We start from the raw sequence: 25864 nt of genomic DNA, 5'->3' as shown, positions 1-25864 counted from the left end.
AGCTTCGGAGGCACTTTCCTTCGGAACGGAATGACCCTATTCTTTAGTTCAACATATATAGACTTCGGAGGATTTATGAAAGGTTCCACTCATCTTGCCATCGGTGCCGCCATCGGCGTATTCGCCGGGCTGTATTACAACATGGATTTTAAAGAAGGAGCCCTCTGTGTAGCGGCTGCCTCCTTCTCCGCTTTAAGCGCCGATTTGGATGGTAACAGCATTCTCAGCGGCAAAATTGATAAAGTGTCCAAATGGCTGCGGGAAGGCCTCCTCGGGTTGGGAATTATATCTCTGATACTCGTCTCTTACCTATATTTCTATCATCATCTTTACTATTTGGAATGGACCGCCGCTTCAGGAGCGCTGTTTCTGGTTGGCTTTATTTCGCGGCAAGGAGTTATCCGGAATCTTCTGCTAAGCCTGATCGGCGCTGGCCTGATCTATGGGGGCTGGCAATTAAACATGACTTGGTTGTCCGGCCTAGGCTTATTTATCGCCTGGGTACCTTGGTTAAAGCATAGAGGGATGACCCATACCCTATGGGCCGTTTGGATATGGTGGGCTATTGGCGCAGGATTGGAACGCCAGGTCGAAATTGAAGGATTGGCAGCCGTATCCGCCATCAGCTACTTGTCCCATCTGCTGGCAGATACGCTGACTCCAAGCGGTGTAAAATGGCTGTATCCGCTATATAAGAAGCCCTTTCGGCTTCCCTTGCGATAATGCTATGAGGACCAGATGGGAATTGAGAAAGGAGAGGGAGGGCCAGCCGACCGAGACTTGCTTTGTCCTTGGCAGGCTGGCTTATTGAGACCGACTGTCGTCTACACTCTGTATCTATTTGACTGCGTAGTATGGCGTCCTAATCAGGGCATTTCTCAATCTGTTTGTTCGCTGCTGCGTCCGTAACTCCATCAGGCCAGACTGTCGCTGCAGCTTCGTCTTACTCAGTGACCGTTCCGTCTCTCACTACTTGTTTGTATCCGATGGAGTTCCCCGCTCACTGCGTTTCATATATTCGTCATACCGGTCATCTACCTCTTCAGCCATCGTGCGAATAACCGTCGTTTCTTCTACAATCGGATCCAGCTTAACGGTTTGCCGGATTTCATATTTGGAAGGCAGCCGCTCGACCGCCATTTTATCTGGCTCGCCCTTATTCAGCTCCCCCTCCAGAAGAGAATCCGTAACCGCTTTTTCCAGCCTCTCCTTCTTCTTCATAGAATCCCTCCTTCGCGTCAATCTCGTTCCACAATTACCGTGATCTAGTCATTCATCCTCTGATGGCTCCCTCGAAAGGAGTGGTACCGACTGTCCGGCTTGAATCTCGGAAAGCCCGCTTTGTCTCCGTTTCTGACGCGGCGAAAAAAAGCTTGGTACGCTTTGTCCAGACGCTCTACAACATGTTGAAGGACTTGGGAATGAACGTTTTTAAGCTCGGGGATGTATTGTTTTCTTTCTGGCAAGGTTGCTTTTTGTTCGTAATAGGTTAGGCTCTGTCCTGTACAGTTCTACGATACTTAACCGACCACACGATGTGATAATTGACGTTATAAACGCATGTTCTAGCGTGCTTAATATTCTCCTTTTGTCATACATATAGTCTACCAGAAACGAGTTTTTATTCAAACCACTTACATAGTTCGCGGTTCACATATGGTGTATTTTTGCCCTTGTATCCCCGCAGGGAGGATACAAGGGCAAAGCGGACTTACATCTGTCCCATTGAAATGGGGAGGATTCCCGTCCGCTCATCCTAAACGATAGGCGGCCAATCCTATTTATGCTATACGTGCTGACGTTCCAGATCCTTCTGGAGATTTTCCAGCAAGCCTACCACCTCCTGGGAGGCTTTCCCGATCAAATCCAGCGTACGCATAGCTTCCTTATAATCCCCTTGCTCTATCCATCGATTAGCCGTGGCGGCCAGCGAATGGACTTGCTGATGAGGTTGATCCAATGCTGCAAAAGATGGCAAGGAGGCCACTTGAGATCGGGAGCGATTCTCATCGTACCATTTCCCCAGCCGGCATATATGGAAATCCGCCACCGCCTCCGTATCCATTTCATGATAGCCTAGCAAGCGATTGTAAACCCACCATTTCCACAGCAAGTGATCGGTCTTGACGACACGAATTAATTGCCCATTGCTCATATGAGAGAAATAGTTAAGAGACTGCTGCCGCAGCTCGTTCACTTTTCGGCTGACCTTGTATATATCCTGCCCCGTATCCACGGCGTTTTCCTTTACTTGCTCCGTCTGCTTAAGTACTTCACTGATGCGGAAAGAAATTTCGTGCGTAGCCGCGGACTGCTCCTCCACAATGGCTGCTATGTTGCCGGTCGATGTTCCGATTTGACTGACCTGATTCATAATTTCATCCAAGCTATGTATAGCGTGCTTAGTCTGCTCCACTCGTTCAACGATATCGTCGGACATCCGGTCGGCCTGATCTCCGACATCCATTGCACTCTTGCGAACCTCCTGGATCATTGCACTGATGCTCTCTACGGATTGTTTCGTCTGATCCGATAATTTACGCACTTCGTCGGCAACGACTGCGAAGCCTAGGCCCTGCTCCCCCGCTCGGGCCGCTTCAATGGCAGCGTTCAAGGCCAACAAATTCGTCTGATCGGCCACATCCCGAATAAGCTGGGTTACTTTCGTCACATTTTCGATCGCCTGAAACAATTCTGTAAAACGATCCCGGGTTTCTGAAAATTGGCCGGCAATACCGAGAAAGCCTTGCAGGGACTCGTTAATAATCTCCTGGCCCTTATGAGCTTGAGTGATTAAATCTTCCGTATTTTCCGCTACTTGAACGGCATGGTTGGCCACATCATCCACAGAAGCGGATAATTCCTCGGCTGCGGCGCTTACGCTCATCGCTTCCTGGATGGTGGCTTCCACTCCTTCCAGAAGGGGATGAACCTTGTCCATTTGAATAATTTGTTCAATAATTTGACTGTTCGTTTCGATAAATTTGAATTCATGAGCCTCTTGATAGGCCTCGAGAACGATCAGTGCATCCAGCGTTAATATTTTCTGTAACGAGATCAGGATCTCCGTCGCTTCTTGCCTCTTGGAATACATCTCCATAATGTTCGGAATCATGTATTCATATATTCTCATAAATGCGCCGATAAACCATTCCGGCGAGAGTTGAATTCGGCTGTGGACGATCCCGACTTTCTTTCTGTTCTGAATGTAAGTATCGTCCATTTCAACTCGCGGAATCGATTTTAAATACGCGATAAAGGTTTGGGTCAATCTTTCTTTAGTACTATGGCAGTCGATAATATGCTTCATCTCGTCGATTTGAAACAACAATTCATAATGCCGCCGGGTAATCGTCTCTGCGTGCTTGTCCATCACAGATTGAAGCTTGTGGATATGATGGAGGTCATTCTCCGTTACCTGGAGGTAGAACAGCTTCTGCCGCAATTTATCCGTCCCCGGGATATCGGACGGTGCTATCGGTTTGATTTCATAGGATCGGTTCTTCTTCAATAAAGCCATAGCCGTAAAAATTCCTCTCCTTCTGTATAATTATATAATTTATACTATATACCTATATAGGAGGCACTAAAGAAAGCGATCATTCCGTTCCGAAGGAAAGTGCCTCCGAAGCTTCAAACATCTTGTTTTGTATTCCTTATTTATTGGATGGGCCTTCGGGTGGTAGGAATACAAAGCCAAAACTCGCCCTGGAAGCATCTTTCTTTCTCCACTTCATGAGCTTTGAAATCTTTAGTGCCGAATATATAGGAACTACGCGGGGGAATGAAAGGAGTTTCCCCCGCGGAAGGTCTGCCTATCCCCTTTATCGGCTAAAGGATTAAAAAAATAACCCCTCAAGTGACAGATTCCCTCGATGCGTATTCCGTCCACACTCCAACGGAGTCGGCGTCTAACTTTCCTCTAATCGCGATCGCTCTTCATAACTTTGCTTCGATAGGGGTTTATACAGTACTTTGCGGGGAGCCCCGTAAAATACCCCACAAACCTGCATGACCTGTCGGTCACCATCGGGGATGAACATTTTTGACGTTGCGACGAATTCGTTTACTATAGCCTTCCAGCGGCAATCCTTCTAAGGAAAGTGCTTACGGAACTGAGAGGCGTTATTCAATCGGAAATCAGCCGTTTTTGAAGCTAACGGAACTATACGCCGTTATTGCCTACCATTCGCGAAGGATTGCCATCGAAATAGGCGAATAGCGGTGCTGGGTTCCGTTAGGATGGCGATATTGCCCATATTATTGAAATAAGGTCGCTGACTTCCGTTACAGTCGCCACATCCGGTACATCGCAGCAGAATCACATTCCAATCATAGAGCTAACTTCTTAAAAAAGCGATTTTCTTACGATACAAACAGCGGGCCCCTTTTTTTCCTTCTTACGGTTTAATTTTGATAAATAATGTTAAAAAAAAGACCCCGTCCTCCCGGATAGGCTGGCTGCGGTGAACCAAACGCTTATCCGTGAAGAAGGGGGGGAGGGGGGGCTATTCAATAAAGGGATATTGATTATACGGCTGTACAGTTCCGTTACTTCCTACTCCAAAATTTGTTCGATTTCCTGCAGGTCTTCCGAGGAAAGCTTCACCCCGGAAGCTTTGGCATTTTCCTCCACTTGCTCTGGCCGTGAGGCCCCGATAATACAGCTGGAGATGTTATCCAGACGCAAGATCCAGGCCAGCGCCAGCTGCGCCGGACTGACTCCGTTGCGTTCAGCAATCGGCTTCAACTTCTCCACTTTCCTAAGCTGCTCCTCCTGCATGAACCGGTTAATGAACATGTTCGATTTCGGATCGGTCGCCCGAGACCCTTCCGGTGCCGGGGCCCCGGGCTTATACTTGCCGGTTAGCACTCCTTGGGCCAATGGAGAGAAGACCACCTGCCCGATTCCTTCCCTCTCACTGACCGGAATGACATCCTGCTCAATGGAACGAAGAAGCATGCTGTATTGCGGCTGGTTCGATATAATCCGATCCAGATTAAGCTCTTTGGCGAGATGAACCGCATCGAGCAACTGAACCGCACTCCACAGGCTAACCCCGATATAGAGCACCTTTCCTTGCGTCACCAAATCATCCAGCGCCCGCAAAGTCTCCTCCAACGGGGTTTCCGGATCAAAGCGATGGCATTGATACAAATCTATGTAATCGACGCCCATTCGTTTCAGGCTCGCCTCACACTGCTCGATAATGTGCTTACGCGATAATCCCCGATCATTAGGCCCTTCTCCCATCGGAAAAAACGCCTTCGTCGCCAGTACATACGATTCCCGCCGGTACTTGGACAAAGCTTTGCCGACAATGCTTTCCGCCGCTCCCTGGTGATAGACATTGGCCGTGTCAAAAAAGTTGATGCCCAGCTCATAAGCCCGATCCACGACCGCTTCCGCCTTGCTCGCGTCCACCGATCCACCGTAAGTGAGCCAGCTTCCCAGACTAATTTCACTCACCTTCAACCCGCTGTTGCCCAGTCTTCTGTACTGCATCGCCAATTCCTCCTTTATTCATCCTTGTCGCTCATTCCAAATGATGGAACACCCAGGTAAAGTCGCTGTAGGCCGAAGACCAGCCTTCTTCAACGGGCGAAACAGACGCTTCAGACCGCCCCTCCTGATCTACCCGCAGCGCTACCTCTCTCCATCTATACTCGCCTTGTTCATAGGCAAAGCTTACTCCGTCATCGTCATATAGCCGGCAAGCTCCGGATGCCGTGCCATAGTGATGCAGCTCGATAGGCACCTGCTCTCCCGGGCCGGGAGCATGTGACAGCTCCGGCATCAGCGGGAGGATCGAACCGTCCCGCACATAGACGGGGATAATCTCCAGCCCGGGGGAGACTTCTATGTAACATCCCCCTTCGTGACGCTCCCCGGTGTCGAAATCATACCAGACGCCTTCGGGCAAATAAATCCGGCGGCTTCGTTGTCCGGCGAACAGGGGAGCCACCAGCATGGAATCACCGAACATATACTGGTCATCCAGCTCGCTTTCTGCAGCAGATCCGTAAGCGAACTCGGTGGAATCCAGTCGCGAGCCATCCTTCTCCTGACCGCCTGCCATCGCCTCTTCCAATGGCATGGCCCGAACCGGCGGGATCCCTTCTTCATAGTACCGGGCGAACGCCGAATATAAATACGGAATCAATCGCATCCTCAGCCGGATATACTTGGTCACGATCGGCTCCACTTCAGCGAAGGACCATGGCTTGGTGCCATCCGCCCAAGCGTTCAGCATAGCCAGGGGAGACAAACAGACCACCTGCATCCGGCGCACCCAGTCTTCCGCGTTGTCCGCTTTCCGTACTTCCGGAGTCCACAGCAGGCCGCTGAAGCTGGCATTGCACATCGCTCTGACAAAAGAACGATGATCATACAGATCGGAATAGAGCACATAAGGCAGCGTGGACGCACACGCATTGGAAGCTCTCGCGAGCCCGTAGGTTCTCCGGTCGGCGGAGCGGAACAGATCGGCGGTCATCTTCTGCAGGGACAGCCCGTAGACCTGCCGCATCTGCTCGCCATCGCATCCGGACGGAAACTCCGCATGCTGCGGAAATATCCACGAATTGCGGGTCAGCTCGCTTCCATCGCACTCATCCAGCTTGTAGCCGGACACGCCTATGTCGACATGCTCCGTTTGGTGCTGGCCGGTATAAATTTGCCGGGCCTCCGGCAAAGTATAATCGGGCACGAGCCCATGCCACACCGTATGAGAGCCGGACAGCGGCTTAAGCGGTCCGTATATCTCCGCATCCGGCGAGACGTACGGATGCTCCCACAGGTTAACACGGAAGCCGTGTTCCTCCATTCCCCTAACGAATCGTTCCGGATCGGGGAATTTGTCCCGATCCCATTCATATGTCACCGGATAGCTTCGGCTGTGCCAGCCCGGTTCCAGCCCAATGACATCGCACGGGACTCCGCGGCTGCGGAATTCCAACGCCTCGGCCAACACCTCATCCGCCGTATAGCTCTTCGGAACCCGGTGCCAAAAGCCCAGTCCCCATTTGGGCGGGAGGAAGCCTCCGCCGTGGAACAGATTATAGCGGCGAACGGCCTCCAGCATAGTGGGACCGGCAAAGACGTATAATTCAACTCCCGGCTCGGGCACGACAACCTCCACCGTATCCGATAACGGAGTGGCCTTCCAGCTCGAATCCCGGTTCCGATCTTTAGCCTCATGGTGAAGATTGCTGTCTGTTCGGACCGACGATCCGCAATAGAACGTCGCAATACGCGACGTATTGACGAACACTCCATACCCGAGGTCGGATACATACCAAGGAACGGGAGCATGAGTTTCTCCGGTATCCTGCTTGGGATCGCTGTTTACCCTTAAAAATCGGGTGCGGCCGCGGTGGTTCATCCTCATAAACTGCAAGCCCATCCCATAGAGCCTTTCTTCCCGTTGAAGCGGAAGGGTGACAACCGTTCTAACCTTATCCGCCCGGACTCCAATCTCATCCAAACGGAAGGGCAGGCTGCCGACTCCCATTTGGGTTAACGCTTCGACATTCGCTGCCGGACTAACGATTGAGGCCGGTGTAACCTCGGAAGGTGCTCCTGTCCGAAGCTTCCATACGCCCGGTGCGACCTCCTTCCAGTCCGCATGCACAGAAGTATGACTGTTGCTGTTGCCCATCCATTACTTCTCCTCTCCCCAATGGGTCCATGCTGCTTCCCATTGTCACCAATTTATTGTTCTTCCCTGTTCCCCTTCGCCTTCTTGTCCTGCGTCGGGCAGGAAATAGACTCCATTATTTTTCCTTTGGCTTCAGACTGTCTCCCTGCAGGGGCATGATCATGATCATCTTCGTCCCCCTGCCTTCCTCGCTCTCTATATGCAAGCCATACTGCTCGCCGAACACCATCTGGATACGCCGGTGAACATTGAGAACACCAATGCCGCCCTTCACCTTGCGCGGATCGTCTTCGTCATCCGCCAGCCGGTTTGTCCGCAGCCTCCGCTGCAGCTCCAGCAAATCCTCGGAGGCGATCCCAGCACCGTTGTCTTCAACGATCACTCGAAAATGGTCCTCCGTCTCCTCAGCATCGATCCGAATCCAGTGATATTCCTCCACTCCATCCGGAAACGCATGCTGAAACACATTCTCCACCAAAGGCTGAAGGGTGAGTCGAACCATTTTTTTCAGCAGAAGCCTCGGAGGGACGGGAACGTCAATCTCAAACTCCCGTTCAATCCGGTGCCTTAAAATAATCATATAGTTTAAAACATGATTCAATTCATTCGCTACCGTTATTTCTTCCAGATTCGTCTGAATCGAATAACGGAGCATGTAGGCCATCGCTTTGACGATGTCCGATATTTCCTCCGATTCTTGAACGGCGGCATAACAAACAATGGTCTCCAGCGTGTTGTATAGAAAATGCGGATTGATTTGCAGCTGCAGCGATTGAAATTCAGCCTTCTGCCGCTCCATCTGGGTCTCTTGATTCGTCAGCTCCGCTTCATAAACCTGCTCCACCAGCTCAGACAGCCGATTGACCATCAAATTGTAGCGAACCATCAGCTCGGTGATTTCATCCTTCTGCTCAGGCAGCGGAATCATCGCCCAGTTTCCTTTTTCCGTTTGTCTCATACCACGCTTCAACACTTGAATCGGACGGGTGATGGACAGGCCAAAGCGGTAGGCCAGCAAAGAAGCAAAGCCCAACGTAAACAGACCGACGACGATCGTCGTCATCCTGATACTGGATACCGGCTTCTTAATCTCATCCAGAGGCATGGAGACGACCAGATTCCAGCCGGAATAATCCGATTTGCGGCTCATGAACATCCGCTCCCGGCCATCCTCCTCCGCCGTAAACATTTTCTCATCAGACGAAAAAATGTTGTCCTTCAGCGGCCCTGTTACTTCGGTAAGAATCCGCTCGCTATCCGGATGATAGACGATCCTTCCCTTTTTATCGACGATAAAAAAGTAGCCATCCTCTCCCAAATCTACCCCGTTCCATAAGGTGGACAGCTCGACCGATTTAATTTCAATCGCAAGAATTCCTTTATACTCCGGTGAGGAATACCCTTTGATCTGGCGGGCCAGGCGAACGACCTGTCGATCATAAGCGGGGAAAATACTGCTGTTCATGATCGATAAGCTGCCATCCGGTTTGGTATATTCCAATAATTGGTTGAGATGCTCTTCTATTTCGGCGGAAGTAAAAGTCTCGTCCGGTATCCCGTTATAATCATAGACAGCATTCCCCTCAAAGCTAATAATATAGATCGACAGAATCTCCGGATAACGGATCAGAATCGGCTGCAGCCCGACTTCCTTAATAAGCTTTCGATAATTATAATAATCATAGCTTTCTGGACGGCTTGGCAAATCTACGAACTTCTTGACATCCCGGTTTGTTAGAAGGGCTATGATAGAACGCTCATAGGATTTTAAATATAAATCGGTATGGTTAATGGCATTATTAATAATTTGCGACATATGACGCCTAATTTGAGTGTCCAGCTCTTTGGAGGATTTACTGTAAGTCGAGATGCCTACAGAAGCCAGCGTCACCACGATCACGATAAGAAAATAAAAAAGAAGCTTGCGGTACAGACTTCCCTTAATCATTTAATTCCCAGCATGGCCCGATACTCGGAAGGGGAGTGGCCGGTCACCTTCTTGAACATTTTTGTAAAATGAGGATAGTCTTCATAGCCGACCTCCGCCGCTACATCGACAATCCGAAAATGCGGCACAGCCAGCAGCTGCTTCGCTTTCTCCATCCTCTTTTTGATGCGGTACTGCACGAACGTTTCGTTCGTCATCTTTTTGAACAAGGAGCTAAAATAATTGGGCGTAAATCCGGCTTTCTCCGCCACTTCCTCCAGCGATATTTCTTCCGATAAATGAAGATCTATATAAATCTTGGCTTCCTCCAACGGATCTTTGAAATTGCCGTTTCTTTTCAATACCAATTCATTCATAATGGATTCCAGCTGTTGTTCCAAATGTCCAAAGGCCTCCTCCTTCGTGCGCGCCCCAACGCCTTTCGGCAGGTTCAAAGTCAAGGAGGAGTCTCTCGCGTGCAGACGTCTAGCGAGCATGTCCAGGCAATCCTGCAGCAGCTCGTCGCATTGAACGGTATTCATTCTCGATGAGAAGCAATAATCTCTCCATTCTTTAATCAACCGTTCCAGCTTTTCCTTCTGTAACGACCAGACGCATTCCTCCGCCTGATCTATCCAATCTACATATTTGGAGACGGGAACATAGCCTTTGGCTGGTTTCTTTACCAGCTTATCCAGAATTTCATGAACGTCCTGCCGTGTAACCGGCTTCAGCAAATAGTTTTTGACCCCATAGGACAAACATTGCTGGGCATAGGCAAAATCGCCGTAACCGGAAATGACTACCGTTTGAATATGGTCATATTGCTCATAAATATGCCGGCATAATTCTAGCCCATCCATCTTAGGCATTCGAATATCGGTAAAGATGATATCCGGCTCATATTCGCCTACAAGCTCCAAAGCGTGAACACCGTTGTTAGCCGTATGAATGCCGGCAAGAGGAAGAGGATATTGCTCTGCCATCTTGACCAGCCCTTTGCGGATAATGGGCTCGTCGTCAACAATAAGCAAATGCATAGGGGAGTCACTCCTTTATCGGTCCGTGGATGGAAAAAAGTATCCACCCGAACGAATGTCGAAGCAGATACCGCCATTTCTTTGTCCCATCAACCTGTATTAATTATAGCCCCGGGATATAATTGTTGTAAATTCCTTCTCCCGGGGCTGATAAACTGGGGGGATTACTTGGTATGATCCACTACCCCATCATTATTGTTGTATCTCTCGGTGGCTTCCTTAATGATTTCATCTCCACCTTTAGCTTTATACTCCTCGATCACTTTTGGCCAGTCAGAAATCGGCTCTCTGCCGTAGATCATCTTGATCATGTGATCCAGAATGAGCTTAGGTCCGGTATCTCCGCCTGGAGCCAGGTCAGGATATTTCGTGAAGCTGTTCAAATTCGGATTAAATGTAATTCCGGGACGACCTTCGTGGGCGAGGATGTTATCAAAAGCATCCAGCATATCTTTGCCGTCATCGGTTAATTCAGCCAGTTTCTTTCTATAAGTGCCGTCGTGGACCATCCAGAGGTTCCCGCTGCGGAATCCTTCCTCGTCCACTTCCTCTTTCGTTACCGGGAATTTGTAATTAACCTTGCCATTCTCTATTGTGTAAGTATCGCCTTCGATTCCGAACGAGAAGAACATTTCCGCTTCCTCCGTCGTCATCCAGTCGAAGAACTTAATGATGCCAATAGCGGTTTCTTCCTTCACCTTGCTATTAATATAGTAGGTTTGGGATATGGCAGAAACGTGATGGAGACCTCCCTTGCCATCCGTGCCTGTCGGTGAAGGAACGAGATCTACCTTACTATTGGGATCGGCTTCCCGTATTTTCGTTCTAAAGCCAGCCAGCCCTTCCGCATTGGCATCCCACATTCCGACTTTGCCCGCGCTGATATTTTTGGTGTAGTCCGCTTGCGTAACTGTAGCGAAATCTTTCGGAATCAAGCCTTCATCATACATGGCCTTGTACGCTTCCAACGCTTTGGTCATATTCTCTACATCAAAAAATTTCGGCACAACCTGGCCGTCCTGCAGCTCGAATTGAAACGGCAGCACATCGTAAGCCCCCAGGAACGTATCGGCATATTTGAAGTTTTCACGGAATTGATAAGGATGCTCTACCCCTAATTTTTTAAACGCTCTCAGAACGTCCAGAAATTCATCCGCCGTTTTGGGCATAGGCAAGCCGGTTTGCTCCAGAAGATCGGTACGGAAGAAGGTTCCGCGGCGAGACGGATTGGAAATCCAAAGAGGAATCCCGTATATTTTGCCTTCAAAGCTGGTTTCTTCCCACGCTTCCTTCGGCACCTGAGCCATCAGATTCGGAGCATGCTCCTTCAGCAAATCATCCAGAGGCATGAAGACCCCAGCCTCCACCGAACCGGCCATCGACGAGGTCGTCGGTCCTCCCCTCAAGTTGCCAACGACGTCCGGAATGTCATTCCCGGCAAACATTAAGCTCATCTTCTGATCAAACTCTTTGTGCGAAACCGGGATTATGTTCAAATCCGTGTTGGTCAATTCCTCCAGCTTCAATACCCACTTGTCTTTGTTAATGTCCGGAGAAGACTCCATGTGCGGATTGCCGCTGGTCGAGAAGGAAATGGAAAACTTCGTCGGCTCCTTCTTCGGCTCCTCTTGTTTTTCCTCCCCAGCTCCTGTGTTTGGAGTGGAGGTTGGAGCAGCGTCTTTGCCACCGCCGGCACAGCCAGCCAGTGAAGTAACGGCCAGAACTCCGGCTAATGTCAGACCCCATGCCTTTTTCATATTTACCCCTTCTTTCCAACTAAAATAATAGATAATGAATGATGGTTGATAGCGTTTCCAGTCTTGTTACCATGATAACTCCTGCGGTTCTTCCATAGTATTGGTAATTTTATTGTGCCTTGTGTTCTTTTACGATTTGATCGATCCGATCAGCATTCCTTTAATAAAGTACTTTTGCAAGAACGGATAGACCAGCATAATGGGCAGCGTCGAGACAGCGATAACCGCCATTTTCATTCCCTCAGGCGACATATTCGCCAAATTTTCGAAGGAGGAATCCATCTCCCCGAACGTATCGGTAATGACAATTTCCCGTAGACGAACCTGCAGCGGGTACAAGGCCCGATTGTTAATATAATAAAGTGCGCTGGAATATGAATTCCAGTGGGACACGGCATAAAATAATCCCATCGTGGCCATGGCCGGCTTGGACAATGGCAGCACGATACTCCACAGAATCCTCATCTCTCCCGCGCCATCGATCCTTCCGGAGTCTATCAGCTCGTTCGGCAAATTATTAAAGAAGGATCGCATGATGAACAGATTGTAAGCGCTGATGGCTCCAGGAATGATCAATGCCCACAGGGTGTCGAGCATACCGAGAGAGCGGATCAGCAAATAGTTGGGAATAAGGGGAGCACTGAAAATAAAGGTCAGCAGCACCATCATCAGCACATATTTGCGCCCCCAATATTCTGATCTGGATAGAGGGTAAGCCAAAGAGGCCGTCGCCGCCAGATTGAAGAAGGTTCCGAACACCGTTACGAACACGCTGATCATAAATGCTCTCCAGACCGACATATCCTTGACCACAATCTGGTAGTTGGCAAAAGTGAAATCTACCGGAAATATCGTAACTTTCCCCGAATTAATCGCCAAATCACTGCTGAAGGATTGGGCTAGAACATGTAGAATCGGAAGAAACATACTTAATGCTATAAGAGTAAGCAAAATATAATTAAAACCTTGAAAAATTCGTTCTCCTTTGGTCATTCTCGTCATTCATCCGCACCTGCCTTAGTAAAGTGAGTCTCCCGTCGTCTTTTTGCTTAACGTGTTTCCTAACATAATCAACAGAAGCCCAACCACGGATTTGAACAATCCAATCGCAGTCGTGTAGCTATACTGTTTCTCCAACAGACCGGCGCGGTAAATGTAGGTGTCGAGAATCTCACCCTTGTCCGCATTTAGAGAGTTTAAGAAGACATAGACCCTCTCAAAACCGAAGTCGAGAAAGTTGCCGATCTGGAGCAAAAATAAAATGATAATGGTCGGAAAAATGGACGGCAAAGTGATGGCGAGTGTTTGCCGCCAACGATTGGCTCCATCCATAACAGCCGACTCATACAGCTCCGGATTAATTCCAGCCAAGGCGGCCAAGTAGATGATCGTTCCCCATCCGCTGTCTTTCCAAATACCGGAACCGATCAGGATCGATCGAATGTAAGATTCTTCACCGAGGAAATAGATAGGTTCTAACCCGAACCAGCTCAGGATTTCGTTCACGACACCGGTAGACGGCGATAGAATCCCGATGGCAATCCCCCCGATAATGACCCAGGACAGGAAGTGCGGCATGTACACGATAGTTTGCAACACTCTCTTATAGAGTACAATGCGCATTTCATTCAATAAAAGCGCCATAATGATGGGAAAAGGAAAAGCAAAAACCAAATCATATAATCCGATCAATAAAGTATTTTTAAAGATGGTTATAAACTCATCGTAGGCGAACATTCGTTTAAAATGCTCCAGCCCCACCCAATCGCTTCCCCAGAATCCTTTAAACAAATTGTAGTTCTGAAAAGCCATGGCGCTTCCTAACAAAGGAACATATTTGAAAATAATAAAATAAAGAATCCCCGGAATGGAAAGCAAATAAAGCGCTTTATATTTACGTACCATTCCCCAAAACTCGCTTTTGCTAGCAAACCGGTGTTGAATCCGGTCGGAAGGCTGGATCTTACTAGCCATTAGCACCTCTCCTCTATTACAAATAAATAAATTCGTTATGGTGATCTTACTCTGAAAACAACAAGAGGAACAATGGAGTTATCCTCCCTGAGTTGTGTTTTTTTACGATCGGCCCAGAAAGCGGAATGTACTCTATAGGCTTGTCCTTGCGAAAAAATAATTTGACATTAACTATCATTTGAAATAGACTCTCATTATTAACTTATATTAAATGTGAAAGGTGGATATGGCGATGAAAAATATGGAGTCGCGCAGATGGTGGGTACTCGGCGCCCTGTCGGTCGGCTTGCTGGCTGTAGGACTCGATATGACTGTCCTTAATGTTGCGCTTCCTACTCTGGCCACTGATTTGAATGCCTCAACAAGCGAATTGCAATGGATCGTCAACTCGTATAATCTCGTGCTTGCCGCCGTCCTGCTGCTTGCCGGAATGCTTGGTGACCAATTTGGCCGCAAGAAGTTTCTGCTAATGGCATTGGTTTTGTTCGGGGTCGCATCGGCAGCATGCGCTTATTCCAACTCTCCCGGCATGCTTATTTTTAACCGTGCCCTGCTTGGATTGGGCGCAGCGTTCCTGATCCCCTTGTCCATGACCGCGCTCCCTGTGCTGTTCTCGGGCGCAGAACGAACCAAAGCGATGATGATATGGGCGACGGCCAATATGCTCGGAATCCCTCTCGGACCGATCGTCGGTGGCTGGTTGCTGAAGCATTACTCCTGGGGATCGGTCTTTCTCATCAACCTTCCGTTTGTCCTCGTCGCACTTATCGCCGTTTCCGTGCTGATGCCGGAATCCCGCAGCGAATTCAGGCAAAGACTGGATTGGTTTGGCGTGTTGATCTCGGGGATCGGATTGGTCGGCGTCACCTACGGCGTGATCAAAGCGGGGGAATATGGCTGGGGCGATCCGGTTGCGCTGGTGTCGATTGTTCTCGGTATACTTATAGTTGCCGGCTTCGTACTCTGGCAGCGGAGGACGGACCATCCTCTTATCGATCTCTCTTTATTCCTCTCCTCGAGCTTTACGTGGGGAACTCTGCTCGCCACTTTGGTATCCTTCGCTCTTTTCGGTTTATTGTTTGCAATGCCGCAATATTTCCAGGCGGTCGTCGGGGTCGACACGCTAGGTACCGGCTTGCGATTGTTGCCCTTAATCGGAGGCTTGATTGTCGGAGCTAAAGCTTCGGACCGGCTGCTGCCTGCTTGGGGAACGAAAGCTGCCGCAGCTCTCGGTTTTGCCTTGATGGCGGCGGGGCTGATCATAGGAAGCGGCACGGACGTACAGAGCAGCTACAGCTTTGTCGCAACATGGATTACCCTAACCGGACTTGGCCTTGGATTCGCTCTGCCGACTACGATGGATGCGGCGCTTGGGACGATATCGGCTGAACGGAGCGGTGTAGGCTCCGCAATGATTATGGCGATGCGGCAGGTCGGAGGGGCAGTCGGTGTAGCCTTGCTGGGGTCTGTCCTCAATTACGGTTATCGTACCCGTATGGATCTCGCCGGACTTCCAGATACGGCTGCGGATACAGCAAGGCATAGTGTCTCCGCGGGCGTGGCGGTGGCCCGTCAATTAAATTCCAAAGCACTTCTGGACAACGTCCATACCTCATTCATTCACGGTATGAACGTGATGCTGTGGGTGTGTGGGGGAATCGCCTTGCTCGGTATTTTCCTTGCGTTCATATACCTGCCCCGCAAAGTAGCCAGTGATGAATCAACCGAAACTCCCAGCAATCAAGTTGTACACTGATGTATAACAAGGTAAACTAAAAGATGGGGCATGTACCCCATCTTTTAGTTTTACCTACATTACCCTTGCCGGGAGGTGAGAAATTGTCTTCTGATAAGCCACTTAAGCTCGGGCTGCGTGAACGGAAGAAAATCAAAACAAGGGCGGCAATCCAGCACCATGCTTTGCGGCTTTTTCGAGAGCAAGGCTATAATGAGACGACGGTCGAGCAAATTTCGGAAGCTTCGGAAATCTCGCCCAGTACTTTCTTTCGTTATTTTCCGACGAAGGAAGCCGTCGTTCTGGAGGACGACCACGATGATATCCTCATTCGGGCCTTTAGAAATCAACCGGCCGAGCTTAGTCCAATCCAAGCTTTGCGGCAAGCCGTGAAAACGGGATTCAGCGAAATCCCCGACGATGAATATAAAGCGATGCGCCAACGGTTGGAATTGGTGATGTCTGTCCCGGAACTGAGAGCAGCAACCTTTCATCATTTGCTGGAGACCCTGAAGGGCGTTGCCGAACTGATAGCTGAACGGGTGGGGCGGCCCAAAGACGATTTTTATATATTCAATCTCGCCGGGGCTTTCGTTGGAATTATAATGTCCGCTTTATCGTATTGTATGGTGAACCCGGAGGTGGACAATATTCAAGCTATCGATGATGCCCTCGCGCATCTCGAAGCCGGCTTGCCGATCTAATTCGGAGATCAGCATGCCGGCTGCCCGGCTCTTATGAAGGATACAGTGAGACAGGGAGGATTAAGATTAATTTTTGACCAGTCTGATAGCATATCCCCCATACTTTGAGAGGAGTACGCAATACATATTGCCTTGTAACGGAGAGCGATCGGGAGAGTGAATAAGGTGCATTTAAGCACTTATTCCCCCGCAATTAGGTACAACTGTTTCAAATTAAGTGCATTTTCAACTTTATTCCTCCCTACTCTAGGCATTCTAAGCAATTTAGATAAAGGATAGCGGTTTGAACTATTTTGTATTTTAGGATGGATAGACATGCGTTTCTGTTCTTCGATTAAACAACTGACATGTATTTTGCATTTTCGATTCATCCAGCTAAGCGAAGCCGATGATAATCAGGAAAACAAAATAAGGTTCAATTGTGCACCCCAATTCTATCGTTCTAGCCCATTTTCGAGATAAGGGACAAAAATGCACTCTATTTTCCACGCTTTTAATAAAAACGATGATTTCTCCCATTTAGAGGGTACTTTTGCACTTCAATGCCCATTTCGGGGAAAAAGGTTGGATTTAAGAGGCATTTTTGCACTTCAATCCTCCATTTGGCTACCGAAGGAGAGAGTTTGGGCGTCAAACAGTAAATTTTGTGTTGAGCCACAATGGATAGAAGAACAAAATCAGCCGGGGAACAGGTTCCCCGGCTGAGTCTTCTCCTCTTGCCTCTAGTCGATAAAGCGAATGTGCTGCAGCATTCTCTTCAGCATAACCGTTGCTTCCGCTCGGGTCGCCGAATCCCGCGGCTCGAAGAGGCCCGGAGCTTTGCCTTGAAGCAAGCCTTGCCCGGTCAATTGCTTCACCGCAGACTCCGCCCATGACCCGATGCGCTCCGCATCCTCGTAAGCCAGCGGCTGCGTGCCGGATGGCTCATTCACCGATTCACTGCCCGCGAATGTGATCGCCCGGCTCATCAGCACGGCCATTTCCTCCCGGGTGACCGTCTGTTCCGGACGGAAGCTTCCGTCCTCATACCCGTCGATCAACCGGAGCTTCGCGGCCGTGGCCACTGCCGGAGCGAACCAATCTCCGGCAGCTACATCGGTAAATGGCGCGCCTCCTTCGCTTGTTGTCGACCCGGACAAACCAAGCGCTCGAATGATGAGAGCGGTCAATTGAGCCCGGGTCACCTGAAGGTCCGGCGCAAATTGATCGTCGCTCATCCCGTCGACGATTTGTTTATTCGTCAATCGCACCGCGTCGTTCTCCGCCCAGTGCCCTTGCAGATCGGCAAAGGAGCGATGCTGGCGGATGACCGTATAGATGCTGTTGCCGGTCCGTTGAAACTGTGCGGTCCATCCTTCCTCCGACTCCCGGAAGACCGATGGAACGAAGTGCAAGCTGCGACTCGCCGGATCGTATTGAACGACGGTCGAGCGGCTCGAGTCGATGCTATCGCTGGCGATCGGCAAGGAGCGGTGCACATAGTCGGCGCCGAAATCCTGCAGCTCGATGCTGCGGTCACCGGCCGATGCCGTTACGTTAAACTGGACAACATCGGATTCCCGTTGAATCGCCCGACTCTGCAAATAGGACTCCAACGACTCCAGCAGGTCTTTATCAGCGAGAGTCATCTGAACCGTATAGACGATGTCGTCGGCCGAAGCTTGCAGTTGGCTGGAGAGATCCGGGTCGCTCAGCAGTTTAATCGGCAGCGAGTACGCGGCGAAGCCCGCGTCCATTCTCAGCACGGCGTCCGGATTCCAATCGGCCAGCAGGCGGAGAGCTTCTCCGTTCCATTCGATCGACACCCGGCTTCCGCTCGCTTGAGCCTGGATATCGATAGAGGAAACTGCATCCGGGTTTTTATTCAGCCATTCCTTTAATTTGTAGGTATCGATCCTGATCCGGACATGATCCCCTTCTACCGATTCCGAGAACGTATCTTTCCACTGGGTAACCAGTGGCCCGTAGCCTCCATTCGGCCTCGGTCGGGGCGATGGTTCGGTTGGATCGGTCGGGTCAACCGGGTCCGTAGGATCGGTCGGGTCCGTTGGGTCAACCGGATCCGTGGGATCGGTTGGATCGGTCGGGTCGGTCGGGTCAACCGGATCCGTAGGATCGGTTGGGTCTGTTGGGTCAACCGGGTCCGTAGGATCGGTTGGGTCGGTCGGGTCAACCGGATCCGTAGGATCGGTCGGGTCTGTTGGGTCAACCGGGTCCGTAGGATCGGTTGGGTCGGTCGGGTCCGATGGTTCCTGGACATAAACGGTCCGAGTGACCGTATCCGCCCAGTGACCATCACTGTCCTGAACATTGTATTTCAAAGAGTACCGCCCGACTTTATCCGTATAGACCGAGCCCGTAACCGTAACCTTGTCGGTCAAGTCCCCATCCGTCGAATCCACGGCTTTATACCCCGGTTCGACAAACGGCTGGTACAGATCAATGTACATTGGGTTCCGGCCTAACAGCTTAATCGAAGGCACATCTCCGGCAATGACTATTTCATTGATATTGTTCCATGCATCTTTGTTATTTCCATGACCGACTACTCTCAAGTATCGGGCATAGGTATCCGGGATGGGATAGCCTTCGAGAACTTCGGTCAATCCGCTGCTTTCTCCGCTGAACACCTGAGTCCAATTCACTCCGTCACTGGACAGCTCAATATCAAATTTGTATTTCAGATACTGGAATTGGGCCATCAAAACATAGGAAATCAATCTTTCCTGGCCTAGATCAAAATCGATCCACTGCTCTCCTTTGCCGGCCCAGCGAGTACCCAAATCTTTATCGATAGCGTTAATCGGCGGGTAATCCTTATGGGAGTCGCTCGCCTTTGCATCCATAATAGGATACACCGTCAGATTGGCAGGAATATCTCCATACACTTCCAGAGATTTGAACTGGATTGTATACTGGACCGAACTGCTTTCCTGTTCGTCTGTTACAATAATGACTGCTTTTCCGTTAGTCGAATCCGCTTGCTTGACTTCAATGCGGCTGCCCGGTTTGCCAGTTGCTGTAACTATTGGAACTTGCGTAGCTCCTACTGGCAATTCGATCGAATAATCGAACGTATCCGGGACAAAATCCGAGTATACTTCCCCGTCCAATTGAATTTCCTCCAGCAGCGGCAAATGACCTAAATCATTATCCGGAATATCCAGATCACCGCCCCCTACCGGCGTGCGCTTAATATTTTCCAGTGCTTCCGGACCTAGCCGTTCCGCCAGCTGCTGCTTATATAAGCTGCCCGGCTTCACATGTTCCCCTTTAAACTCCCAGAATCCATCCTTACGCGGGCGGGGATCATAACTGCTCGGGACAAGCCGGGATACATTAATTCCGTCGTTGTTCGGAATATGACCGATAGCATAGTTCTGTGCGGTAGGAGGCTGCTGTGATACCAAACCTCCTTCGGTGTTCCAGGTTACATAGTTGGCGCCTGCCCAGCCATGGCCGCTGCCTAGCCAAGCGCGATCCCGAATATTAATGCGTGCACTTATATTGTCATACAGACCGGCAACCGACCATTTGTGATGAGGCTCGCTTGTGTTATAATCTTTAGCCGATTGGCTGTCAAGAAATACATTCGGCCCCTGAACGCGGCTATCAAAAACGAACGCGTGTCTGGACGTCTCGGCATAAGTACGCTGAACGAGATTCAACTGGCCTTGAATATAGAAGCTGTATCTTCGCCCGCCCGTAATGATGCTGACCATATCGTACTGTTCACTGTCCTGTACAGTAATCCACTTCGCATTCCGACCCATTTGGACAAGCGCATACGATAAGTGAAAGCCCGTTACCTCTCTAACCCAGCCATTCTTGACACTGTTGAACACGACGAAGCGCTCGGCATGATTTTCATCCGCATAATAAGGATCCGTCTTTCCATTATCCATCGTTGTATCTTTAATGCTGGGATCGAACTCGCTGATTACGCGAATATTTTCTACCCCGACCTGTTCAATCCGGGTGTCGTCGTTGTATTTGAACATTTGTCCGCCGCCCCATCTGCGTTCAAACGAATTGGCCAGCGGGGCATCTACTGTAATCTGATTTCCGTCAATCTCCGTAATGACCCGGTCAAAGTCAAGATTAAAAGGAGTCCACTGACTAGTCCCGCCCGCTCCCGGTCTCATGTAAATATAATCCATCCCGATTTCGTGAATCCAACGGCTGTTTCCTACCCGCCGGACCATTACCGTATCTCCGACCTGGTAGCCCGAGGCATCTTCCACATGAAAGCTGCGTGCTCCGGAAGGCACGAATAAATCCGTTATTTCCACACCTGTTGCCGTATCCATCACAGGACCGGAGTTCGGGCCGATTTCGATCAGATTTCTTGCATCCGTTCCTGTGCCCAGGATGATCGTGCCTTCTTCCCCTTTGCCTTCTCCGCGAAGAACGACTCCACCTGTCCGGATATACAGCTTGCCGCCAACTTCAAATGTTCCTCTCTTCAACAATACCGCTCCGCGAAATCCGTCCGGACCGATAGGCATTTGCGACACTTGGTCAATGGCCGCCTGAATCCGTTCTGTATCGTCTCCTTCTCCAGGCTGCAGAGCTACTCTCGCCTGCACATCGGGCAGCCGGACTCCTCCGCCCATATATCCGGTATTGGAGAAATCAACGATCCGGTTCCCTTTGTAATCGGGCACATAAACCATAGCTCCTTGCTCATTAAGATAAGCAACGCTGCTTTGACCGGCAGGTACGGTATCCGGCTCCATAACCGTAAAATAGAATGCGTCGTAATAAGTTTTTCCGCCGGCTCCAACCTTCAGCTTCAACACATATTCCCCAGAAACATTAGCGGTTCCCGGGATCGTCAGCACCTTCTCTTCCCCTTGGGTCAAAGAAACAGGCTGAATCGGTTGGGCAGCCTCCTGCCCATTGACCTGTACCTCCACGCTAATAGTTGCGTCTACATTAGCACGAACCGGAATTTGCGGGTACTCATCTCCAGGACGAATCACTGCGGGTTGGCCGATCTCGATTTGCATCCTGGGATGAGTCAACTCCGTCAGGACAATCAGATCTTCAGCATGGAATTCCTCGGGGTCTTTGACCACAATCCACAGATCTTCATTGACCAATTCTCCCCCTTGTACAGGAACCTCTACAAAGACCCGGCTCGCCCCTGCTTGCAGAGCCGTAACCAAGCCGTCCTGATCAATAGAGACGTTCTGTACCGCCGATGTATACATTTTTTTACCAACGTCGTCCAAATCAACGATTTCGCCGGTCGCCAATCTTCCTTGAGCGGTCAAAGTCAAGGTATCGCCCTTGGTCAGCTCAATGGCATCATTAAGTTCATATGGATCGCCCTGCTCATTCACAAAAAAGACGCTATTCAGATTGCCCGGAACGGGATCAATGCTCCCGTCATAATTATAAATTTCGAACTCCGATAGCTGTACATTTCCAGTTCCAGCCAAATTAAGGTCCAATTTTACGTAACGTCCCTCCACTTCCGGAAACATGACATTTTCTGTCCTTCCGATTCCGCTGCTTTTGACATAAGCATCCTTCCACTCTTGCCCATCATCCGAATACTGAATCTTGTACTCGGCATAACTGCCTGCCAAAAAACTAATCACTGCTTTATTAAAAGTTTCTTTCTTTCCTAAATCTACGGAAATCCATACATTCAAATCGTCTTCCCGATCCGCCTTCAGAGGCTGCCAATAGGTTGTCGGGTTGCCATCGAATGCTTTGTCTGCTTCCCGATCGGTCGTTTTACTACTCGCCTTCGCAGGTTTACCCAAAGCTAAATTGACATTCTTTTCGGTTTCCGCCGCTCTTACCGTCGGGATCCCACCTCCAGGCAGCCATGTCGCCAGCAGGAGCAGAACCGCCAGACACATGCTTAAACGACTAGTCCAAGACACTATTTCATCCTCACCTTTCCCATTTTTATTTTTGATAGCGTTTACATTATGTAACTTACCAAACATTCCCTTTCTCTCCTATAGACTAACTTATGGTGGCTATGTGCTAATTTATGGTCCGTTATTAAACTCAAGCTGGTTCTGCACCAAACCCGTTTCATTATTGATCTTTGAATGGAAAGAGAGATGGAAGTTTGCTTCACTTTATGAGAATAGTGCCCGGATGGACATTCATATCTACAAAATGAATTTGACAGCGAGAAAGATATCCTTAATAAGTTGCGAAATCAGTGGACGGACAGGCTTATGTAGAACGTCCCTTCTCTGAAGAAAAGGGACGTTGTTCTGTCATATTTAGAAGGAATATATTCGGTGCGGACTATTGAAGTGCGTATGCTATAATGTCGTTATATAACTATTAAACTAAAGAATTCATAGATCATGGAGTGGAGAAAGAAAGATGCTTCCAGGGCGAGTTTTGGCTTTGTATTCCTACCATCCGTAGGCCCATCCCATATTTAAGGAGCTTTGGCTTGGGTTGGGGTCCCTGAAAAGTAAATGGATTCGCTACTATGCCAATCTTCACTTTTTGGGGAAGGAGTATGATGTTTGAAGCTTCGGAGGCACTTTCCTTCGGAACGGAATGATCCCTTTCTTTAGTGGCATAAGAAAGGAAGCTGAACATGAGTGAATCTTTATCGGTTTTAAAACGCATCCCCCACACCTTGCTGGAGCAAAGACTGGAGACAGTCCAAAAACTGAACGAGACGAAAAACGAAGCCTATGAGCTTATGAAGGATAATCATACAGGTGAGCATTACTTGATGTACCATTACCTCCATCTTAATTTGGCTGAAGGCGGACATAAAGAAACGTATTTTCATTTTATGCCTGTGGAGCACGACGATGTATTAGCGATTGTACTTGGAGAACAAGAGTACACCTATCCGAAAGCGTGGATTCGTCCCTATCTTCGCAACAGCTCCGTTGACGACTCGTATGTTTGGTTCGATCCAGCCGGCCTGGAGCAAGAGGAGTACTACGAACGGCTTGGACATCAACTGAATGAGCATCTGATTGAATTTAAAAGAAAAGGTAAGCTCGATCCCGATTCTGTTCATCAGCTAATGAAAGACTTGGACAAATTATAGAAGAATGCTCAAAGGGACGACATGCTGAATACTTATCGCTAAATTTGTTGCTGATTTTGTTTCCTGACTTGCTTCTATCCCGATACATCCCTTTTGTTAAAAACTAGCCAGGCAAGGGAAATGAACAAAACATAATACAAAGCCAAAATAGCTAAGGAGAAGCCTAGCGTCAAGCCCTCCATCGGCGCACCGCCTTGTGTATAAGGAATAAGGTTTGTATGAGTGAACAACAAATACTTCACCCAGCTGTACTTACTGAAGAAAAGCACGATCGCATTCCCTGTAAACATAAGAATAATGGATAAGGCCGTAGCCAATGACCCGCTTTTGAATAAAGTAGAGATCATGAATGCGAAAGTTACAATCATGAGCAGATGAACCGATTTAAGACCGTAAACCTGTAGAAGATAAAGCAGGGTAGAGCTTTCTCGCACCACACCGTCAACTACAGATAGATGCGGCGGAACGGCCCCTCCAAACCCAAATTGAATCCCTCCTATGAGCATGGAGCTAATAAATAAGAGCGCCAGCATGATCAATGCGAACATCAACGCCGATAAATATTTGGCCAATAGAATTCGCGAACGCGTTACCGGGCGAACCAGCAGCAGCTTCATCGTTCCCCAAGAATATTCCCTCGCTACACTATCTGCTGCGATGATAACGGTAAACAAAGTAATCAGCGGGATTAAGAGCGTGTATCCTTCCACCGTCCCCCATAAAGTCGCTTCGTCCATTGGCGGATAATTATGCTCCAGCCGATACTCGTTAATTGCCAGTTCATTTCGCAACTCCTGCTTCTCGAAATCAGAAACAGTCGGATCGGCCAGTTCGCTCTGCAAATATTGGTTTGTACTATGCAGCTGCTTCTGCCAATCGAGATTGGCTTCCGTGGCCCGGCTCAATAGAAATATAGTAATAACCGTTCCAACCAGAAGACCTATAAAAATCCACGTTCTCACTCTCCGGTATATTTTCATATTTTCATTCTTTATAAGCGATAATAGATTCATTTCCTATCCCCTTTTCCCGCTCTCCGCTAATTTCAGCTGTTTTTCATTGGTTACTTCCAGAAATTTATCCTCCAGGCTTTTAGCCAGCATTCGGATTTCATATACTTTAACCCCTGCCGCTACCAAGCATTCGTTTATCACCGGAATCTGTTCAATCTCCGCGGTCATACGCACCCCTGCCGGATCCTCGTAAACATCCACTTCGGGATGAGCCGCCTGAATGGCACTTTGGGCCAAATCAGGCCGGTCGATATTAAATACAACGGGAATATTCTCTGCCGCTCCTGCTACGGTCGTGTGATTCACTTTTTGAATATCTTTAACAGAACCATTCTGAACGATGGCGACCCGATCACACATTAACTCCATTTCCGACAGCAGATGACTGGAGACAACTACGGCTACATTTTCTTCATGCGCCAGCCTCTTCAGATAATCTCTCAATTCCCGGATTCCCGCTGGGTCCAGTCCATTTGTCGGCTCGTCCAACAGCAGCAATGAAGGATTATGGAGCAGAGCTTGAGCGACACCCAGCCGCTGTCTCATCCCGAGCGAATAGGTTTTAACCTTATCGCGGATACGGAACTCGAGTCCGACGAGCTTAACCAGGTACGCGATTCTCGCTTTATCTACTCCTCGCACCATCCTTGAATAATGAAGCAGATTGTCGTAGCCCGACAGAAATTTGTACATCTCCGGATTTTCGATAATGGTTCCTACATGCTTCAACGCCTTAACCTTTTCCCGGGAAATATCATGACCTGCGATGGAGATTCTGCCGGATGTTGTCGACATTAATCCGACGATCATCCGAATAAGCGTCGTTTTGCCTGCCCCGTTCGGCCCCAGCAGCCCTAGTACTTCACCAGAGTAGGCATTAAGTGTCAGATTTTGAATAATGGCACGGCCCCCCATTTTCTTATAAACCTGATAAATTTCTAGAATAGGCTTATGATCGTCGGTCAAGTTTTTCTTCGGGTTCCCCTTAAGTTCCATCCTGGT

At 49.2% G+C, this 25864-nt stretch carries 16 protein-coding genes; 4 read left to right on the top strand and 12 right to left on the bottom strand.

Translation table 11 applies throughout. From position 1 onward, the window contains the following. Positions 1-75: 75 nt before the first annotated feature. On the top strand, positions 76-723 hold the full coding sequence (locus tag KJS69_RS26615; protein WP_213586847.1) for a metal-dependent hydrolase: 648 nt from the start codon (positions 76-78) through the stop codon (positions 721-723). Between the two features lie 246 nt (positions 724-969). Here KJS69_RS26615 and KJS69_RS26610 read toward each other — a convergent pair whose 3' ends face one another. The 9 genes from KJS69_RS26610 to KJS69_RS26570 form a co-directional block, all read right to left on the bottom strand. After that, positions 970-1221 (bottom strand): hypothetical protein, encoded by a 252-nt coding sequence (locus KJS69_RS26610; RefSeq protein WP_213586846.1) that lies wholly within the window; start codon positions 1219-1221, stop codon positions 970-972. Between the two features lie 565 nt (positions 1222-1786). Further along, entirely contained in the window at positions 1787-3520 is a 1734-nt protein-coding gene (locus KJS69_RS26605; RefSeq protein WP_213586845.1) for a methyl-accepting chemotaxis protein, read from the bottom strand. 1038 nt (positions 3521-4558) lie between these two features. Then, complete coding sequence (locus KJS69_RS26600; protein ID WP_213586844.1) at positions 4559-5506, bottom strand: aldo/keto reductase family protein; 948 nt, start codon at positions 5504-5506, stop codon at positions 4559-4561. Positions 5507-5537: 31 nt separating this feature from the next. After that, positions 5538-7661: a glycoside hydrolase family 31 protein gene (locus KJS69_RS26595; RefSeq protein ID WP_213586843.1), complete on the bottom strand. Its 2124-nt coding sequence runs from the start codon at positions 7659-7661 to the stop codon at positions 5538-5540. A gap of 115 nt (positions 7662-7776) precedes the next feature. After that, positions 7777-9609, bottom strand: a complete 1833-nt coding sequence (locus KJS69_RS26590; protein ID WP_213586842.1) for a sensor histidine kinase — start codon at positions 9607-9609, stop codon at positions 7777-7779. Further along, positions 9606-10628, bottom strand: a complete 1023-nt coding sequence (locus KJS69_RS26585; RefSeq protein WP_213586841.1) for a response regulator transcription factor — start codon at positions 10626-10628, stop codon at positions 9606-9608. The genes KJS69_RS26590 and KJS69_RS26585 overlap by 4 nt, the downstream gene beginning before the upstream one ends. Positions 10629-10792: 164 nt before the next feature. Continuing rightward, positions 10793-12385 (bottom strand): extracellular solute-binding protein, encoded by a 1593-nt coding sequence (locus KJS69_RS26580; RefSeq protein WP_213586840.1) that lies wholly within the window; start codon positions 12383-12385, stop codon positions 10793-10795. Positions 12386-12514: 129 nt separating this feature from the next. Further along, positions 12515-13387: a carbohydrate ABC transporter permease gene (locus KJS69_RS26575; protein ID WP_213586839.1), complete on the bottom strand. Its 873-nt coding sequence runs from the start codon at positions 13385-13387 to the stop codon at positions 12515-12517. A 15-nt stretch (positions 13388-13402) separates the two neighbouring features. After that, positions 13403-14359: an ABC transporter permease gene (locus KJS69_RS26570; protein WP_213586838.1), complete on the bottom strand. Its 957-nt coding sequence runs from the start codon at positions 14357-14359 to the stop codon at positions 13403-13405. 232 nt (positions 14360-14591) lie between these two features. Between KJS69_RS26570 and KJS69_RS26565 the strand changes: the two genes are divergently transcribed. Next, entirely contained in the window at positions 14592-16115 is a 1524-nt protein-coding gene (locus KJS69_RS26565) for a DHA2 family efflux MFS transporter permease subunit (protein ID WP_213586837.1), read from the top strand. Positions 16116-16198: 83 nt separating this feature from the next. Then, the gene (locus KJS69_RS26560; protein ID WP_249730725.1) at positions 16199-16798 is read left to right on the top strand and encodes an acyl-CoA-like ligand-binding transcription factor; all 600 of its coding nucleotides are present in this window, start codon (positions 16199-16201) and stop codon (positions 16796-16798) included. 722 nt (positions 16799-17520) lie between these two features. On the opposite strand, the gene KJS69_RS26555 is transcribed toward KJS69_RS26560, so the two are convergent. Further along, positions 17521-22764 carry a discoidin domain-containing protein gene (locus KJS69_RS26555; protein WP_213586835.1) on the bottom strand — a complete coding sequence of 1748 codons (5244 nt, stop codon included), beginning with the start codon at positions 22762-22764 and terminating at the stop codon, positions 17521-17523. A 617-nt stretch (positions 22765-23381) separates the two neighbouring features. Here KJS69_RS26555 and KJS69_RS26550 point away from each other — a divergent pair. Continuing rightward, complete coding sequence (locus tag KJS69_RS26550; RefSeq protein ID WP_213586834.1) at positions 23382-23849, top strand: hypothetical protein; 468 nt, start codon at positions 23382-23384, stop codon at positions 23847-23849. Between the two features lie 74 nt (positions 23850-23923). On the opposite strand, the gene KJS69_RS26545 is transcribed toward KJS69_RS26550, so the two are convergent. Both KJS69_RS26545 and KJS69_RS26540 read right to left on the bottom strand, forming a co-directional pair. Then, positions 23924-24862 carry an ABC transporter permease gene (locus KJS69_RS26545; protein WP_213586833.1) on the bottom strand — a complete coding sequence of 313 codons (939 nt, stop codon included), beginning with the start codon at positions 24860-24862 and terminating at the stop codon, positions 23924-23926. 3 nt (positions 24863-24865) lie between these two features. Beyond that, positions 24866-25858: an ABC transporter ATP-binding protein gene (locus tag KJS69_RS26540; protein WP_213586832.1), complete on the bottom strand. Its 993-nt coding sequence runs from the start codon at positions 25856-25858 to the stop codon at positions 24866-24868. Between the last annotated feature and the right edge of the window lie 6 nt (positions 25859-25864).

Origin of the sequence: Paenibacillus sp. J2TS4, from assembly GCF_018403245.1 — a bacterium.
Lineage (GTDB): Bacteria > Bacillota > Bacilli > Paenibacillales > NBRC-103111 > Paenibacillus_L.
Note: the sequence above shows the minus strand (reverse complement) of the source record. Positions and strands in the feature narration are given on the sequence as shown.

What these genes read in the sequence shown, in the direction of transcription:
- KJS69_RS26550 (WP_213586834.1), top strand. Translation starts at nt 23,382, where the DNA reads ATGAGTGAATCTTTATCGGTTTTAAAACGCATCCCCCACACCTTGCTG.
- KJS69_RS26545 (WP_213586833.1), bottom strand. Translation starts at nt 24,862, where the DNA reads ATGAATCTATTATCGCTTATAAAGAATGAAAATATGAAAATATACCGG.
- KJS69_RS26615 (WP_213586847.1), top strand. Translation starts at nt 76, where the DNA reads ATGAAAGGTTCCACTCATCTTGCCATCGGTGCCGCCATCGGCGTATTC.
- KJS69_RS26585 (WP_213586841.1), bottom strand. Translation starts at nt 10,628, where the DNA reads ATGCATTTGCTTATTGTTGACGACGAGCCCATTATCCGCAAAGGGCTG.
- KJS69_RS26595 (WP_213586843.1), bottom strand. Translation starts at nt 7,661, where the DNA reads ATGGGCAACAGCAACAGTCATACTTCTGTGCATGCGGACTGGAAGGAG.
- KJS69_RS26580 (WP_213586840.1), bottom strand. Translation starts at nt 12,385, where the DNA reads ATGAAAAAGGCATGGGGTCTGACATTAGCCGGAGTTCTGGCCGTTACT.
- KJS69_RS26555 (WP_213586835.1), bottom strand. Translation starts at nt 22,764, where the DNA reads ATGTTTGGTAAGTTACATAATGTAAACGCTATCAAAAATAAAAATGGG.
- KJS69_RS26590 (WP_213586842.1), bottom strand. Translation starts at nt 9,609, where the DNA reads ATGATTAAGGGAAGTCTGTACCGCAAGCTTCTTTTTTATTTTCTTATC.
- KJS69_RS26605 (WP_213586845.1), bottom strand. Translation starts at nt 3,520, where the DNA reads ATGGCTTTATTGAAGAAGAACCGATCCTATGAAATCAAACCGATAGCA.
- KJS69_RS26570 (WP_213586838.1), bottom strand. Translation starts at nt 14,359, where the DNA reads ATGGCTAGTAAGATCCAGCCTTCCGACCGGATTCAACACCGGTTTGCT.
- KJS69_RS26565 (WP_213586837.1), top strand. Translation starts at nt 14,592, where the DNA reads ATGAAAAATATGGAGTCGCGCAGATGGTGGGTACTCGGCGCCCTGTCG.
- KJS69_RS26540 (WP_213586832.1), bottom strand. Translation starts at nt 25,858, where the DNA reads ATGGAACTTAAGGGGAACCCGAAGAAAAACTTGACCGACGATCATAAG.
- KJS69_RS26610 (WP_213586846.1), bottom strand. Translation starts at nt 1,221, where the DNA reads ATGAAGAAGAAGGAGAGGCTGGAAAAAGCGGTTACGGATTCTCTTCTG.
- KJS69_RS26575 (WP_213586839.1), bottom strand. Translation starts at nt 13,387, where the DNA reads ATGACGAGAATGACCAAAGGAGAACGAATTTTTCAAGGTTTTAATTAT.
- KJS69_RS26600 (WP_213586844.1), bottom strand. Translation starts at nt 5,506, where the DNA reads ATGCAGTACAGAAGACTGGGCAACAGCGGGTTGAAGGTGAGTGAAATT.